Here is a 15209-nt window from a genome sequence, read left to right on the forward strand (position 1 = left end):
ATGGCCAAAAGGCAGGACAAAAAGGCTACCATGGTTGTCTTCACTCACACCTTGTTACGACGATCTTTCGCGTCCCGTGCTTCCGACATGCTCAAGCGCATCCCAATCCGACACCTCACCCTGGGCATGTACCTGCACGAATTCTGTGGTTCGTGGATGGAGCATCCGTTCTGGCGCGCCAAGTTCCTGCTGAAAGACCCCAAGGACCTGGCCCGCATCCAGGCCACCTCCATCCACGAATGCTGGATCGACACCGACAAGGGCGTGGATGTGACACCGGGCACCGCCTCGGTCTCGCGCGCAGAAGCGGATGCGCAGGTCGAGACCGACTTCAGCCAGCTCGAAGACTTGCCGCCGCTGCAGGTCAGCCTGCCGTTGCCGCCGCTGCCCGCGCGCAACCGCGCCCCCACGGACATGGAAGGCGAGCTGAAGATGGCCGCATCGATCTGCATGCAGTCCAAGCAAGCCGTGGTGTCGATGTTCAACGAGGCGCGCATGGGCCGCGCGGTAGATACCTCCAGCGCCAAGAGCCTCGTTGAAGACATTTCCGACTCCGTCACGCGCAATCCGGGCGCGCTGATCAGCCTGGCGCGCCTGAAGACCGCCGACGACTACACCTACATGCATTCGGTGGCGGTGTGCGCCCTGATGGTGGCGCTGGCCCGGCAGCTCAAGCTCGACGACGAGCAAACGCGGCTCGCCGGCATGGCGGGCCTGCTGCACGACCTGGGCAAGGCGGCGGTTCCGCTGGCCGTGCTGAACAAGCCCGGCAAGCTCACCGACCAGGAATTCACCGTGGTGCGCAGCCACCCCGTGGCGGGCTACCAGATGCTCAAGGAGGGCGGCAACCTGCCCGAGGCCGTCCTCGACGCTTGCTTGCACCACCATGAAAAGGTCGATGGCACCGGCTATCCCAACCAGCTGCGCGGCGACGCCATCAGCGTGATCGCCCGCATGACGGCGATCTGCGATGTCTATGACGCCATCACCTCCGACCGGCCCTACAAGCGCGGCTGGGACCCGTCCGAGTCGCTGCGCCGCATGGCCGAGTGGACCAGCGACCATTTCGATGCGCGGCTGTTCCAGGCCTTCGTCAAGAGCATCGGCATCTATCCGGTGGGTTCGCTGGTGCGGCTGACTTCGGGCCGCCTGGGCGTGGTGATGGAGCAAGCCCCGGCGGCGCTCACCACCCCGGTCGTAAAAGTGTTCTTCTCGACCAAGTCCGACCTGCGCATTCCGCCCGAACTGGTGAACCTCGCGGCACCGGGCACCACCGAGAAAATCGTGGCGCGGGAAGACCCCGACCGGTGGAATTTCCCCGACCTGAACACGCTGTGGTCCGGTCTTTCCGAAGCAGCCTGGTAAAACCACCCTGCCCATACTTACCTTCGCTGCCGTGCCCTCCCTGATCACCCTCACCCTCAACCCCGCACTCGACCTGGCCACCACCACCGACCGCGTGGCGCCCACGCACAAGCTGCGCTGCGGCCCCGTGCAGCGGTTTGCGGGCGGCGGCGGCATCAACGTGGCGCGCGTGCTGCACCGGCTGGGCAGCGAGGTGCAGGCCTGGGCCCTGGCGGGCGGCGTCGCCGGCGCACAGGTGCGCCAGTTGCTGGCCGATGAGGGCGTGGCCACCGCCATCCAGCCCATTGCCGGCGACACGCGCGAGAACTTTTCGGTGGTGGAAACCACCACCGGCCAGGAGTTTCGCTTCGTGCTGCCCGGCCCCACCCTGCAGGCCACGGAATGGCAGGCCTGCCTGGACACCTTGGCCGCACTCACCACCGCACCGCGCTGGCTGATCGCCAGCGGCAGCCTGCCACCCGGCGTGCCCCCTGATTTTTACGCCCGGCTCGCACCCGGCGCCCGCGCACGCGGCACGCGCCTGGTGGTGGACACCTCCGGCCTGCCACTGGCGGCGGCGCTGCAGGCCGGGGTCACGCTGGTCAAGCCCAGCCTGCGCGAATTGCGCGAACTGCTGCAGCTGCCCCTGGCCAGCGCCGCAGCGTGGTGCGCGGCCGCGCAGGCGCTGGTGCACGCGGGCCAGGCGGAAATCGTGGCACTGTCCCTGGGCGAGCAAGGTGCGGTGCTGGCCACGCGCAACGGAGTCTGGCAGGCCCCGGCCCTCCGCGTGTCGGCAGCCACCGGCACCACGGGCGCGGGCGACTGTTTTCTGGCCGCACTGGTCTGGGCACTGGACCGCGGCGAAGCGCCGCCAGAGGCCCTGCGCTGGGGCGTGGCCGCCGGGGCAGCCGCGCTGCTGTCCCCCGGCACGGCGCTGGCCCAGGCCCATGACGTGCAGAGGCTCGTGCACAGCGTGCCGGCACCGGTGTCCTTCACTGTCCAGCCATAGCCTTACCCTGCATAGCGCGCGGCCCCGTGGGACAATCGCTCCCTTCGCAATTTTTTACCTTGGTACGGGCCCGTTCAGCCCTCAAGCACGATGACTGATCTCTCCAGCGGCGCAGCCAGTGCGCCCTTCACCCCCAGCGCGATACCCACACCGCGCGTCTTCACCCTCAGCGACTTCGACTTCTCGCTGCCCCCGAACGCATCGCCCAGCACCCTGCCCCCGAACGCAGCGCCTCGCGCCTGCTCGACGGCCGCGCCATGCAGCCCGTGGACCGCATCTTTCGCGACCTGCCCGGCCTGCTGCGCGCGGGCGACCTGCTGGTCTTCAACGACACCCGCGTGGTCAAGGCGCGCATCTTTGGCGAGAAGGCCAGCGGCGGCAAACTGGAGCTGCTGATCGAGCGTGTGCTGCCCGCCGAGGCCGGTGGCACCGGTAACGAAGTCGTGGCACACATGAAGGTCAGCAAGAAGCCCCTGCCCGGTAGCGTGGTGCACATGGCCGGTGGCCGCAAGGCAGGGGGCTTTGACGCGCAGCTGCTGGGCCGCTGGCCCACCGAGGACGGCCCGCTTTTCCGCTTTGCGCTGCACGGCCCGGCCAACGAATCGCCCTGGGAGCTGATGGACCGCCACGGCCACCTGCCGCTGCCACCCTACATCGAGCGCCAGCAAAACACCGGCCACGACCCCGACGAAGCCGAAGACAGCCAGCGCTACCAGACCGTGTTTGCGCGCAACCCCGGTGCCGTGGCCGCGCCCACCGCCGCGCTGCACTTTGACGAGGCCGTGCTGGCCGACCTGGCGGCGCGCGGCATCGAGCGCGCCAGCGTCACCCTGCATGTGGGCGCGGGCACCTTCCAGCCCGTGAAGACCGAGAACCTGGCCGAGCACCAGATGCACAGCGAGTGGTACGAGGTGCCCCTGGCCACGCTGGCCGCGCTGGAGCGCTGCCGCCAGCGCGGCGGCCGCGTGGTGGCCGTGGGCACGACGACGGTGCGCACGCTCGAATCCTGGGCCAAATCCGGCCAGGCCACGGGCGACACCAACATCTTCATCACACCGGGCTTTGCGTTCCAGGTGGTGGACTTGCTGATCACCAACTTTCACCTGCCCAAGAGCACGCTGATGATGCTGGTGAGCGCGTTCGCGGGCTATGCCCATGTGATGGGGCTGTACCGGCATGCGATTGCGCAGGAATACCGGTTTTTCAGCTATGGCGATGCGATGCTGCTGGAGCGGGTTGCTGGGTGATTTTCGGCTGTTGCGCTTTATGGGATTGCGCTGATAGCTATTGTTTTGATAATTAGCGCTGTGACTTTATTCTTTGCTGAGGGCGGAGGCCGGGGTGTGCATCCTCAAATACCAGCAAAAACTATCAAATCCACAGCAAATACCACCGGCCTACCCAGCGCAAAAAACGAATTCAGCCCTTAGCCAACCAATCCCGAAACACCCCCGCCTGCCCGAAATGCCCACACCCGATGAACGGCACCGGCGGCCGCAACGCCGACAGCGGCGAGGGATGGTTGGCACACAACACCACGTGCCCGCGATCACCAGGAATGACCGCCCGCTTGGCTTGCGCATGCGCGCCCCACAGCATGAACACCACCGGACGCGGCCCCTCGGCCACCCGACGGATGACCGCGTCGGTCAGCACCTCCCAGCCCTTGCCCGCATGGCTGGCGGGCTGCCCTTCTTCCACAGTGAGTGAGGTGTTGAGCAGCAGAACACCGCTGCGCGCCCATTGCACCAGGCTGCCGCCGGGCTGCGGAAACGCGGGCGGGGCGTGCCCAGGTCGCGCTGCAACTCCTTGAAGATGTTGCGTAGCGACGGCGGCAGCGGCACGCCCGGCGCCACTGAAAACGCCAGCCCCTCGGCCTGCCCGCGGCCATGGTACGGGTCCTGCCCCAGGATGACCACGCGCACCGCATCGGGTGGCGTGAGTTCCAGCGCGCGAAGCGGGCGCGGCGGAAAAATGACGGCTCCCGCATCCAGCCGAGCTTGCAGAAACGCCCGCAGTTTCTGACCGGCTACGGTAGCAAAAAACCCATCCACCAGCGGCTGCCAGCCCGGCGCCACGGGCCAGTCGGCGGGGTCGGCGCTCTGCAATTGCGTGGGATCGCACGCAGGGCTCGCAAACAGGTCATTCATGGTCGAAATGGCCTCCCGCGCTTATCCATCAAGCGCAAGCAGCTATTAATTTTGATTTTCAGGCAAACAACTTGGCCAGCGCCAGACCCGGATCCTGAGCACGCATGAACGCCTCGCCCACCAGAAAGGCATGCACGCCCGCATCGCGCATCGTCCTGACGTCCGCAGGCGTGAGGATGCCCGATTCGGTGACCAGCAGGCGGTCGGCCGGCACGTCTTTCACCATGTCGAGCGTGGTCTGCAGCGTCACCTCGAAGGTGCGCAGGTTGCGGTTGTTGATGCCGACCAGCGGGGTCTTGAGCTTCAGTGCGCGCTCCAGCTCGGCGCGGTCGTGCACTTCCACCAGCACGGCCATGTCGAGGCTGCGGGCAATGGCTTCAAAGTCGGCCATCTGGGCATCGTCAAGGCTGGCCGCAATCAGCAAGATGGCATCGGCACCCATGGCACGCGATTCATAGATCTGGTACGCATCCACCATGAAATCCTTGCGCAGCACAGGGAGCAAGGTGCTGGCGCGGGCTTGTTTCAGGTAGTCGGGTTGGCCCTGAAAGAACTGCCGGTCGGTCAGCACAGACAGGCAGGCAGCGCTGACCTTGCCATCGCCTTCCATATAGCTTTGAGCGATGTCGGCAGGCTCGAAGTCAGCGCGGATCACGCCCTTGCTGGGGCTGGCCTTCTTGATCTCGGCAATCACCGCCGCCTGGCCCTTGGCAATCTTGGCGCGCAGCGCGCCTTCAAAGTCGCGCGTGAGCACGCGGCTCTCGGCGTCGGCACGCATGGCGGCCAGGGGAATGCGTTTTTGTGCGGCGGCGACTTCTTCGTGCTTGACGGCCACGATCTTGTTCAGGATGTCACTCATGGGGAGATGCCTTTTCGTCGGGCTCCGGTGAGCCCTGTTTCAGTATTTTGGTGAACAAGCGGTGCATCACCAGCCCCGCGATCACAAACAGCGCCGAGACGCCCAGTGCAATCCAGGTGCCAGGGTCGCGCCACATGGGGTCAAGCAGCGAGAGCGTGGGTGCGCGTGACCAGTTCGCCCAGCTTGGCCTTGGCGGCGCCGCTGTCGATGGCCTGCTGCGCACGCGCGAGGCCCGCAGCGATGCTGTCGACCACATTGGCGGCATAGAGCGCGGCGCCGGCGTTCAGGCAGACCACGTCACGGGCGGCGCCGGGTTTGCCATCGAGCACGTCGAGCATGATGGCGCGCGACTGCTCGGGGTTGTCCACGCGCAGCTGGCGGGTGCTGGTCATGGCCAGGCCGAAATCTTCGGGGTGCACTTCGTACTCGCGGATGGCACCGTCCTTGAGTTCGCCCACCAGGGTGGAGGCGCCCAGGCTGATCTCGTCCAGGCCGTCGCGCCCATAGATCACCAGGGCGTGCTGCGCACCCAGGCGCTGCAGGGCCCGCACCTGGATGCCCACCAGGTCTTCATGGAACACACCCATGAGGATGTTGGGGCGCCCGCCGGGTTGGTCAGCGGCCCCAGGATATTGAAGATGGTGCGCACGCCCAGCTCTTTGCGCACGGGCGCCACGTTCTTCATGGCCGGATGGTGGTTGGGCGCGAACATGAAGCCGATACCCACCTCGGCAATGCACTGGGCAATGGCTTCGGGCGACAGGTTGATGTGGACGCCCAGGGCCTCCATGGCATCGGCGCTGCCGCTCTTGCTGCTCACGCTGCGCCCGCCATGCTTGCTGACCTTGCCGCCCGCTGCGGCGATCACAAAGGTGGCGCAGGTGGAAATGTTGAAGGTGTTGGCGCCATCACCGCCCGTGCCCACGATATCGACCATGTGGGTGGTGTCGGGCACATGCACCTGGGTGGAAAACTCGCGCATCACCTGCGCGGCGGCGGTGATCTCGCCAATGGTTTCCTTCTTCACGCGCAGGCCGGTCACGATGGCCGCCGTCATGACGGGCGAGAGTTCGCCGCGCATGATCATGCGCATCAGGTGCAGCATCTCGTCGTGGAAGATTTCGCGGTGTTCGATGGTGCGCTGCAGCGCTTCCGAGGGGGTAATGGGCATGGGGGAGTTCTCCTTGCTGAGGGTTTCAGGCGGCGGGACTGTCGGTGACGGCGAGCTTCAGCCCGAAGCCGATGAACATGAGGCCGGCAATGCGGTCGAGCAAGTGCATGCCGCGCTGCAGGGCATCGACGCGCCGGCCCATCCAGGCGGCGGCAATCGCCCAACCGGCACACACCGGCAGCGCATTGAAGGTGAACAGCAGGCCCAGCAGCAGAAAGGCAAGCGTCTTGTTCTCGGTGCCCGGGGCAATGAACTGCGGCACGAAGGCGAGGAAGAAAATCACCACCTTGGGGTTGAGCACATTGGTCCAGAATCCGCCCAGAAAGACCGCGCGCAACGACGTGCGGTGCTCCGCCGCGCCCTGCTCCGTGACCGGCGGCATGGAGGGGCTGCCGCCCGCATCCGGCGCCCGGGCCAGCAGCAGGCGCGCGCCCATCCAGAGCAGATAGCCGGCGCCCACCCATTTGATGACAGTGAACGCCGTGGCAGACGCCGCCAGCAGGGCCCCCACGCCCAGCGCGGCGGCCAGCACATGCAAGCAGCAGCCGAGCGCAATGCCGCACGACGCCACCATGCCCGCCCGGACACCCGATTTGAGCGCGTTGGAGACGATGTACAGCACGTCGGGCCCCGGAGTGAGGTTGAGCAGCCAGCCTGCGGCGATAAACACCAGCAGCTGCTGCGGCTCGATGATCACGCGCGCTGCTCCAGGAAGTTGCGCAGCATGGCGTGGCCGTGCTCGGTGAGGATGCTCTCGGGATGGAACTGCACGCCCTCAATGGCGAGCGTCTTGTGGCGCACGCCCATGATCTCGCCGTCTTCGGTCCAGGCGGTGATCTCCAGCACCTCGGGGCAGGTGGTGCGCTCGATGGCCAGCGAGTGGTAGCGGTTCACCGTGAACTGCGCGGGCAGCCCGGCAAACACGCCTTTTTGCGTGGTGGTGATGACACTGGTCTTGCCGTGCATGAGCTCTTTGGCGCGCACGATGGAGCCGCCAAACGCCGCGCCAATGGCCTGATGCCCCAGGCACACGCCCAAAATTGGCAGCTTGCCGGCAAAGTGCTGGATCGCCGCCACCGAGATGCCCGCCTCGGCGGGCGAGCAGGGGCCAGGCGAGATCACGAGGCGATCGAGCTGACCGGCGTTGAGCCGCGCCTCGATCTCGGCCACGGTGATTTTATCGTTACGGAAGACCTCCACCTGCGCGCCCAGTTCGCCGAAATACTGGACGATGTTGTAGGTGAAGCTGTCGTAGTTATCGACCATCAGGAGTTTCATGGCCTCACCCTTCCTGCGTGGCGGTGGGGTGCAGGCGCGCGAACTCGCGGTGTTCATGGGCGATGTAGGCTTCCATCATGCTGCGGTAGATGGCCTCCAGCACGTCGGGCTCGCCGCCCTCGACCTGGGTGCGCACACGCACGCGGTCCACGATGGCCTGGATGCGCTCCTCGTCGCGCACCTGCGACGCGTCCTGCTTGATGCGCGCGGCCTGGGTCATGTAGCCGCCGCGCGTTACCAGCAAGGGCACCAGCACGTCGTCCAGTGCATCGATGTGGCGACGCACATCGTCCATGGTTGTGCAATGCTGCACGTTGTTGATGGCCTGGGTCATTCCAGCCCCTCCTCGACAAGTTCGGCGGCGCGCAGCAGGGCGCGGGCCTTGTGTTCGGTTTCTTTCCACTCCAGCTCGGGCACCGAGTCGGCCACCACGCCCGCGGCTGCCTGCACATACAGCGTGCCGTCCTTGATGATGCCGGTGCGGATCGCAATGGCCACGTCCATGTCGCCCGCGTAGCTCAGGTAACCGCAGGCACCACCATACACGCCGCGCTTGACGGGTTCGAGCTGGTCAATCAGCTCCATGGCATGCACCTTGGGCGCGCCGGTGAGCGTGCCTGCGGGGAAAGTGGCCTTGAGCACGTCCATGCTGGTCATGCCCTCGTTCAGCAGGCCTTCGACGTTGCTCACGATGTGCATCACATGGCTGTAGCGCTCAACCACGAAGGCTTCGGTCACCTTGACGGTGCCGGTCTGGGCGATGCGCCCGATGTCGTTGCGCGCCAGATCGATCAGCATCACATGCTCGGCACGCTCCTTGGGGTCGTTGATGAGTTCCACTTCGGCGGCCTTGTCCTTCTCGGGCGTGGCGCCGCGCGGGCGCGTGCCTGCCAGCGGCCGGATGGTGACCTTGGTGCCCGCGTCGGTCTGCTCCTGGCGCACCAGGATTTCGGGGCTGGCGCCCACCACATGGAAATCGCCGAAATTGTAGAAATACATGTACGGCGAAGGGTTCAGTGAACGCAATGCGCGGTACAGGCTGAGGGGGCTTTCCGTGTAGCGTTTGTGGATGCGCTGGCCCACCTGCACCTGCATGAAATCACCGGCAGCGATCAGATCCTTGGCACGGCCCACGGCCGCCAGGTAGTCGGCCTTGGCAAAGCTGCGCTGCGCGGGGTGGCTTTCCGTGGCCTTGACCACGGGGGCGCTCACCGAATATTTGAGCTGGTCCTTGAGCGCGCGCAAGCGCTTCTTGGCCTGGGAATACGCCTCGGGCTGGGCCGGATCGGCATAGACGATGAGATACAGCTTGCCCGACAGGTTGTCGATGACCGCCAGTTCCTCGCACTGCAGCAAAAGGATGTCAGGCGTTTCCAGCGTATCGGGCGGGCAGGTGGTTTCGAGCTTTTTCTCGATGTAGCGCACTGTGTCGTACCCAAAGTAGCCTGCCAGGCCACCGCAAAAGCGCGGCAGCCCCGGGCGCAAGGCCACCTTGAAGCGTTTTTGATACGCCTCGATGAAATCGAGCGGGTTGCCCCGCACGGTTTCCACCACCTGGCCGTCGGTGACAACCTCGGTTTTGGCGTCTGCACCAAAACCGCTGGCACGCAGCAAGGTGCGTGCAGGCAGGCCGATGAAGCTATAGCGACCAAAACGCTCGCCACCCACCACCGATTCCAGCAGGAAGCTGTGCTTGCCGCCGTCCTTGCTGTGCGCGAGTTTCAGGTACAGCGATAACGGGGTTTCCAGGTCCGCAAAGGCTTGCGCCATGAGGGGAATGCGGTTGTAGCCTTCGCCGGCCAGGCTTTTGAATTCAAGTTCCGTGATCACGGGGGAGAGCTCCCAGCTGAGGCGGCGCATGGTGCAAAGTGTGCAAAGCGCCGCTGTTCATTCGACAGGCCCCGGCGGGGCCACGGTTGCACGCAGGGAGTTTCCCCGGTGCCATCAGGCGTTCAAAAAGACAGGCGTGCGCCAGGGCCAGGCTCCCCGGTCGCTGCAACCTGTGATGAACACGTGGTGTATGAACATGACCAAAGTGTAGCAAAGGTCTGCGGACCGTTGGGTGGCGCCACCCCACTGCGCATGGCCAAACCGCTGGAAAACCCTGTGGTGGTGGCCGGCAATTCTTGCAACAATTAGAAACGAACGATCGTTCAGTTTTAGGAGTGCTGCATGAAATTCTTCCCTGAATTCGCCTTGTTTGCCGGGGCTCTCGTGCTGGCGGCCAGCGCAGTGGCCCAGCCCATCACCGTGGCCGACGTGAAATACGAAGAATCCAGCGTCGTGAATGGCAGCACCCTGCAGCTGAACGGGGCGGGCGTGCGCTACAAGGCCGTCTTCAAGGTCTACACGGCCGGGCTGTATCTCGAAAAGAAGGCATCGACCGCGCAGGACGTAGCAGGCGTGCGCGGACCCAAGCGCCTGAGCATCACCATGCTGCGCGAGATTGATTCCGCCGAACTGGGCAAGCTGTTTTCACGCGGAATGGAAGACAACATGGACCGGGCTGCGTTCTCCAAGCTGATTCCCGGCGTGCTGCGCATGAGCCAGGTGTTCTCAGAGCACAAGAAGCTGCAGGCTGGCGACCAGTTCATGATCGACTGGATTCCCGGCACAGGCACGGTCATCACCGTCAAGGGCAAGCCCCAGGGCGAGCCCTTCAAGGAACCCGAGTTCTTCAATGCGCTGATGGGTATCTGGCTGGGCAATGCACCCGCCGACTGGAAGCTCAAGGACGCCTTGCTCGGCAAGCCCGCCTGAGCGCGGATGCGCACTGGTCAGCCTCCTGTCCCAACCTGCACCAATCGCGGGGCACCGCAAAGTCGGGCACCTCGTCACCATCACCACCGGCGTGCGACGCGGTGGGGCGTCAGGCCACCAGCAGCAACTCCAGCGAATCCACGTAACCGTCTGCATCCACCGCCTGCACCGGCAGGCCATGGTTGTAGCCATAAGTGACCAGCACCACGGGGCACCCGGCGGCGCGAGCGGCCTGCGCATCGTTGGAAGAATCGCCCACCATCAGCGTGCGGGCAGGTTCGGTCTGCAAGGCCTCACAGGTTTTCAGCAGCGGCAATGGATCGGGCTTCTTTCGCTCGAAACTGTCGCCCCCGAAAACCTGCTCAAAATAGCCGTCCAGCCCTTTGGCGCGCAGCAATGGCAAGGCAAACGAAGTCGGTTTGTTGGTCAGGCAAGCCAGCCGCAGGCCGGCATGGCGCAGGGCCTGCAGTCCCGCCACCACGCCGGGATAGACATGCGCGTAGTCGCCGTTGATGGACAGGTAGTGCTGCTGGTAGCTGGGCCACGCGCGGGCGTAGAGCGCTTCCATTTCGATAGCTTTTGGCGCTTTACCTGCCTTGGCTAGCACATGATTTAGCACTGAATGCAGCAAATGCTCGGAGCCCTTGCCAACCATCTGCTCGATGGCCGGCGCGGCAATCGCCGGCAGCGCCAAGTCGCTCAGCATGCGGTTCAGGGCTTCGGCGAAGTCACCCAGTGTGTCCACCATCGTACCATCGAGGTCGATGATGGCGCAGGCCAAGGGAGCGTGGTTCGATCCAAAAGACTTCAAATTCAGCATGGGTCAGCAGGATTCACAACAATGCGCCGGATGTTACTGCGCTGCACCACCGCAGCGTGACATGGGCATGCCGCACCGCCACACCTCCCCCGCATCTACCGGTGCCGCGCCATCAGCTCCAGCACATAGCGGCTTGGAATTGCGTAGGAAATGCCCGAGGGCTGGCTCATCGCCGATTCGCGCGTGCTCTTGATCAGCACCATGTTGATGACGCCGAGCACCGCGCCGCTGCGCGGGTCAAACAGGGGGCCGCCACTGTTGCCGGGGTAAGCCGTGGCGTCGAGCTGGAACACCTGCAAGGGCCCGGCGCGCAGGCTTCGAATGGCGCGCTCGCTGAGCTGCTGGCCCGTCGGGCTGGGCAGGGCCATGGTGGTGATGGACGAGACGGTGGCGCGGTGCGTGACGCTGGAAAAACCCAGCACCCCGCCGATGGGAAAGCCCATGAAGGCCAGTTCGTCCCCCTCGCGCACCGGCTCCGACGCCACCACGTTCAGCGCCGCCGCGGCCGGACCGTCGATCTGCAGCAGGGCAAGATCGTGCTCGGGAACAGTCTCCAGCACCCGCGCCTGGCGCATGGTCCACGCGCCCGCCCCGGCGCGCAGTTGCACGACCAGGGCCGGCCCATCGGGGCCCACGGTGCCGACGGCGGCGGTGACGTGGGCGTTGGTCACCACGCGCAAGCCGTCGCCCACCACAAAGCCGGTGCCTACATAGCGAAACCGCGGCGTGTCCGTTGCACGGTAGGTGCCCACCAGCACCACGGCGGGTTTGATCCGCTCGATGGTGTCGGGCAGTTGTGCCAGCGTGTTGCTGCTCCATGCCACGTGCAGCAAAAAGACAAGTGCCCAGCGCATCCACCAGCGTTTGTGGTTCATGGTTTCTCCTTGGGAAGCAGCCCGCCCAGCGCCTTGCGCGCCAAGTGCGGCAGCAACAGGTGCAGCGGCATGCGCAGGCGGTGGCCGTTCAGGTAAAGCAAGCCGCGCGCCAGCGGTGTCCATGCATCCGCTGTGGAGGCATGGTCGGGCCGCAGCGTGCGCAAATACAGGGCATCGCGCAAGCGGTGCTGCCAGTCCCGCTGACACACGCTGGGCGCAAGCGCGGCCACGGTGCTGGGCGGCACAGGGGTTTGCATGATGGCCTGCGCATAACGCAGCGCGTGGTGCAGCGGCCACTGCAGGCCCAGCGCCGCCGCGCGCTCCAGCAGCTCCGGCCAGAAACCGGGCACCATGGCAAACTCGCGCAGCAATGCGTCGAGGTCGACCACGCCGCGGAATCCGTGGGCGAAGTCGCTTTCGTGAAACAGGTGAGCCGCGCTGTGCAGCACCATGTCCGCCGGTGCGAGCACGCACACACCCGGTTGACCGGGAAGCGCCTGCGCCGCTTGCAACAGACGCTGCGTGCTGGGTCGGGCCCGGGCGGTGGCTGGCACCAGGGCATGGTGCACGTCCAGCACCGTGCCACGCTGCAGGTGCCGCATCGGCGGCAGCTCGTGCATCCAGGTGCGGTAGTAGTGCTGGTCGTAGGCATCATGGTTGGTGTGCACCCAGCCCGCCATCATCAACGCCGTTTCCACGTCGGCCAGGCACTCGTGCGGCACCAGAATGTCCACGTCCGACACCATGCGCCCCAGCGATGCCTGCAGGCCCGCCAGGGCGTAGGCGCCGCCTTTGAGCAGAACCACGGGCACGCCCGCTGGCTGCAGGGCGCGCGCAATCTGCGCCACCTCGAAGCGCAGCTCACGCTGCTGGCGCGTGGCCAGGGCCAGCGCGGACGCGAGGTGCTGGCGCGGCGCAGGGGGCACGGCAGCCCACGCGCCATGGGCCTGCACCAGGGCGGCGATACGGGCCAGCACATGGGCGCGGCGCGCCTGCCGCACCACCAGATCCCATTCGGCCAGGCTCAAACGCTGCGGCTTCGGCGCCGGGCCGAGCAGATTCAACAGCGGCTGCATGGCGTTGTCCTGCATCAGGAAACCCCGGCTGGCGACGGTGGCTGCAGCGCGTCAAACCAGGCCAGCGCCTGGTCAAGCTCGCTGTAGCGCAAATCAAAACTGTCGCAGGCATCGACCAGCCGCACCAGGGCCTCGAAACCCGCGCGGCCATGCACATGCTGGTTGAAGCTGTTGCGCGCGAGTTCCACGACGGTGGTGGCCTTGGCCCGCGGCTGCACCTGCAGCGCCGCGCCCCGCTCGTACCGCGGAAAAACCACCCACGCCGGCAGGGCGCGTTCTTCGGCACGCGCCAGGCTCTCTGGCAGCACCTTGAGGTGCGCGACCGTGCCCTTTTGCGTATCGTGCGCCACCGGCCCCAGCACGCAGCCCGGATTGCGCTCAAGAATCACATCGATGGAGGCATTCTTGAGGCTGATCGGTCGCGGCGACGGGACGACCCAGCCACTGCCGGGTTCCAGCAGCGTCAACTCATCGGACAGCAGGCGCCAGCCACGCAGCATGAGGGCCGCGCACAGCGTACTCTTGCCCGCACCCGGCGGCGCCGGCAGGACCACAGCGCGCCCGCCTCGTTCCAGCACAGCGGCATGCAGGCTGATCCACTGGTGGCAGTGGCTGGTCACGCACCAGTTCAGGCCCCACTCGAACAGCGCGAATGCTTCACCCTGCGCCAGTGGCGTGAAGGGCTGGCGGTCGTCCAGCGCGAAAACGCACAGCGGCCGAAACCATGGGCGGCGCGCCTCCACCGCCACATGGAAGTCGAAGAACCCGGCACCGTCGTGCGGGGCCAAAAGATGGTCGGAGTACAGGCGCTCAAGGCCATCGGCCACAACGGGGATCGGGCTGCGCACACGCACCACAAAGGGTGGAATCACGATACCCAGGCCTTCGCCGCACAGCAGCCTGTCCAGCTGGGGTCTGGACAGGGAAGACAGCCGACGCTGCGTGCTCACGCGCTGCAGGGTTCGATAAAACCCAGGGATTCAAAGTCTTGCAGCAATTTGTCGACCCTGCGCACATCGTGCGCGGTGGGTGGCTCGCCGAGCAGGGCCAGCGCCAGGCTTTCGGAGCAGGACTGTGGCGCCGCGAGCACCTGCTGCAACAGCTCACCCGCAACGGGGCTGAGCGCATGGATGTCGCCACTGGCATAGTCGTACACCACGGCGCCATCGGGCCACAGCTGCAGCAGATAGTCTTCTCGCCGTGGGCAATGCCAGCGCCCCGCAGGCACAGGTTGCGCCGGGGCGGCATCAGCCGAAACGGCGCGCACTGTAGATGGTTTCGAAGTAGGCGATGGTTTGTGCATAGTCCCACTGGGCACCGGCAAACGGACTCCAGTTGCCGCGCCCGCTCCAGATGGCATTGCATTGGGAAGTGGTGAGCGCCAGAACGTCGCGATCATCGTGGAACTCAAGCGCTGTCAGATACGCCGCCACCACATACCTGGCCAACACCGTGTCGCGGTCATGCCCCTCGTAACCCAACACATCCCCCAGCGTCACCCGGCGCCCAAATCTGCCTTCGGGGTTGGCAGCGAAGCCGCACTCCTGAAACTTCTTGTTCTTGAACTCGCTTTGCTTGAGGTTCCACTCGGCAGGGGTGCGAACGACGCAGTCGGTCTTGTAGCGGGCATTGCTGACCCGCCCCTGGTTGGCCTGCAGCGAGGCAAATGCCGATGTGGTCACGCCATTTCCCTGGCCGCCGCCCAATGCGCCAGCCAGAACGGTGTTGCTCTTGAGTGCAGCCACCACGGGTGCCGCACTCAGGCCCGCACGCACAATCTGCCGGCGGCTGACACCCTGTGCACTTCCATCTGGCATGTCGCCAGAGGGTGTGGGCGTTGTTTCAGATTTTTTCATCGCGCTCTCCC

At 65.6% G+C, this 15209-nt stretch carries 15 protein-coding genes and 3 pseudogenes; 4 read left to right on the forward strand and 14 right to left on the reverse strand.

Translation table 11 applies throughout. The annotated features are described in order from the left end of the window. Positions 1-87 precede the first annotated feature (87 nt). From CBP34_RS17655 to queA, 3 genes and pseudogenes are all read left to right on the forward strand, one after another. On the forward strand, positions 88-1365 hold the full coding sequence (locus CBP34_RS17655; RefSeq protein ID WP_086913562.1) for an HD-GYP domain-containing protein: 1278 nt from the start codon (positions 88-90) through the stop codon (positions 1363-1365). A gap of 31 nt (positions 1366-1396) precedes the next feature. Further along, positions 1397-2353 carry a 1-phosphofructokinase family hexose kinase gene (locus CBP34_RS17660; RefSeq protein ID WP_086913563.1) on the forward strand — a complete coding sequence of 319 codons (957 nt, stop codon included), beginning with the start codon at positions 1397-1399 and terminating at the stop codon, positions 2351-2353. A gap of 90 nt (positions 2354-2443) precedes the next feature. Next, positions 2444-3600: pseudogene (gene queA, locus CBP34_RS17665) on the forward strand (tRNA preQ1(34) S-adenosylmethionine ribosyltransferase-isomerase QueA). Between the two features lie 172 nt (positions 3601-3772). Here the strand turns inward: queA and CBP34_RS17670 are convergent. The 8 genes and pseudogenes from CBP34_RS17670 to trpE form a co-directional block, all read right to left on the reverse strand. Continuing rightward, positions 3773-4503, reverse strand: a pseudogene (locus tag CBP34_RS17670) (uracil-DNA glycosylase). A 58-nt stretch (positions 4504-4561) separates the two neighbouring features. Next, a complete protein-coding gene (trpC, locus tag CBP34_RS17675; protein WP_094098777.1) occupies positions 4562-5362 on the reverse strand; it encodes an indole-3-glycerol phosphate synthase TrpC in 801 nt (266 codons plus the stop codon). Further along, the gene (locus CBP34_RS19700) at positions 5355-5498 is read right to left on the reverse strand and encodes a hypothetical protein (RefSeq protein WP_167372739.1); all 144 of its coding nucleotides are present in this window, start codon (positions 5496-5498) and stop codon (positions 5355-5357) included. The genes trpC and CBP34_RS19700 overlap by 8 nt, the downstream gene beginning before the upstream one ends. Positions 5499-5502: 4 nt before the next feature. Then, positions 5503-6533 (reverse strand): annotated as a pseudogene (gene trpD / locus CBP34_RS17680) (anthranilate phosphoribosyltransferase). Positions 6534-6558: 25 nt separating this feature from the next. After that, positions 6559-7230, reverse strand: coding sequence for a LysE family translocator (locus tag CBP34_RS17685; protein ID WP_094098778.1), 672 nt, complete (start codon positions 7228-7230; stop codon positions 6559-6561). Further along, complete coding sequence (locus CBP34_RS17690) at positions 7227-7811, reverse strand: anthranilate synthase component II (RefSeq protein ID WP_094098779.1); 585 nt, start codon at positions 7809-7811, stop codon at positions 7227-7229. The genes CBP34_RS17685 and CBP34_RS17690 overlap by 4 nt, the downstream gene beginning before the upstream one ends. Positions 7812-7815: 4 nt before the next feature. Beyond that, positions 7816-8145, reverse strand: a complete 330-nt coding sequence (locus CBP34_RS17695; protein WP_086928285.1) for a chorismate mutase — start codon at positions 8143-8145, stop codon at positions 7816-7818. Next, positions 8142-9641, reverse strand: a complete 1500-nt coding sequence (gene trpE, locus CBP34_RS17700; RefSeq protein ID WP_086914229.1) for an anthranilate synthase component I — start codon at positions 9639-9641, stop codon at positions 8142-8144. The genes CBP34_RS17695 and trpE overlap by 4 nt, the downstream gene beginning before the upstream one ends. A gap of 342 nt (positions 9642-9983) precedes the next feature. Here trpE and CBP34_RS17705 point away from each other — a divergent pair, with 342 nt between their 5' ends. Then, complete coding sequence (locus CBP34_RS17705; protein WP_157896510.1) at positions 9984-10571, forward strand: chalcone isomerase family protein; 588 nt, start codon at positions 9984-9986, stop codon at positions 10569-10571. Between the two features lie 109 nt (positions 10572-10680). On the opposite strand, the gene gph is transcribed toward CBP34_RS17705, so the two are convergent. The 6 genes from gph to CBP34_RS17735 all read right to left on the reverse strand — a co-directional run bounded on the left by gph (position 10681) and on the right by CBP34_RS17735 (position 15198). Then, positions 10681-11391 carry a phosphoglycolate phosphatase gene (gene gph / locus CBP34_RS17710; RefSeq protein ID WP_094098780.1) on the reverse strand — a complete coding sequence of 237 codons (711 nt, stop codon included), beginning with the start codon at positions 11389-11391 and terminating at the stop codon, positions 10681-10683. Between the two features lie 95 nt (positions 11392-11486). Next, positions 11487-12266 (reverse strand): S1C family serine protease, encoded by a 780-nt coding sequence (locus tag CBP34_RS17715; RefSeq protein ID WP_094098781.1) that lies wholly within the window; start codon positions 12264-12266, stop codon positions 11487-11489. Continuing rightward, positions 12263-13342 carry a nucleotidyltransferase domain-containing protein gene (locus CBP34_RS17720; protein ID WP_208616348.1) on the reverse strand — a complete coding sequence of 360 codons (1080 nt, stop codon included), beginning with the start codon at positions 13340-13342 and terminating at the stop codon, positions 12263-12265. Before CBP34_RS17720 ends, CBP34_RS17715 begins: the two co-directional genes overlap by 4 nt. A gap of 14 nt (positions 13343-13356) precedes the next feature. Beyond that, positions 13357-14292, reverse strand: coding sequence for an HprK-related kinase A (locus CBP34_RS17725; protein ID WP_208616349.1), 936 nt, complete (start codon positions 14290-14292; stop codon positions 13357-13359). Beyond that, on the reverse strand, positions 14289-14609 hold the full coding sequence (locus tag CBP34_RS17730) for an HPr-rel-A system PqqD family peptide chaperone (protein ID WP_094098783.1): 321 nt from the start codon (positions 14607-14609) through the stop codon (positions 14289-14291). The genes CBP34_RS17725 and CBP34_RS17730 overlap by 4 nt, the downstream gene beginning before the upstream one ends. Then, complete coding sequence (locus tag CBP34_RS17735) at positions 14590-15198, reverse strand: hypothetical protein (RefSeq protein WP_086913574.1); 609 nt, start codon at positions 15196-15198, stop codon at positions 14590-14592. Before CBP34_RS17735 ends, CBP34_RS17730 begins: the two co-directional genes overlap by 20 nt. Between the last annotated feature and the right edge of the window lie 11 nt (positions 15199-15209).

It is taken from the genome of Acidovorax carolinensis (genome assembly GCF_002157145.1).
Classification (GTDB): Bacteria; Pseudomonadota; Gammaproteobacteria; order Burkholderiales; family Burkholderiaceae_C; genus Acidovorax; species Acidovorax carolinensis.

Coding starts and splice junctions, on each gene's coding strand:
- CBP34_RS17690 (WP_094098779.1), bottom strand. CDS start 7,811: ATGAAACTCCTGATGGTCGATAACTACGACAGCTTCACCTACAACATC.
- trpC (WP_094098777.1), bottom strand. CDS start 5,362: ATGAGTGACATCCTGAACAAGATCGTGGCCGTCAAGCACGAAGAAGTC.
- CBP34_RS17715 (WP_094098781.1), bottom strand. CDS start 12,266: ATGAACCACAAACGCTGGTGGATGCGCTGGGCACTTGTCTTTTTGCTG.
- CBP34_RS17735 (WP_086913574.1), bottom strand. CDS start 15,198: ATGAAAAAATCTGAAACAACGCCCACACCCTCTGGCGACATGCCAGAT.
- CBP34_RS17705 (WP_157896510.1), top strand. CDS start 9,984: ATGAAATTCTTCCCTGAATTCGCCTTGTTTGCCGGGGCTCTCGTGCTG.
- CBP34_RS17720 (WP_208616348.1), bottom strand. CDS start 13,342: ATGCAGCCGCTGTTGAATCTGCTCGGCCCGGCGCCGAAGCCGCAGCGT.
- CBP34_RS17655 (WP_086913562.1), top strand. CDS start 88: ATGCTCAAGCGCATCCCAATCCGACACCTCACCCTGGGCATGTACCTG.
- CBP34_RS19700 (WP_167372739.1), bottom strand. CDS start 5,498: ATGTGGCGCGACCCTGGCACCTGGATTGCACTGGGCGTCTCGGCGCTG.
- gph (WP_094098780.1), bottom strand. CDS start 11,391: ATGCTGAATTTGAAGTCTTTTGGATCGAACCACGCTCCCTTGGCCTGC.
- CBP34_RS17695 (WP_086928285.1), bottom strand. CDS start 8,145: ATGACCCAGGCCATCAACAACGTGCAGCATTGCACAACCATGGACGAT.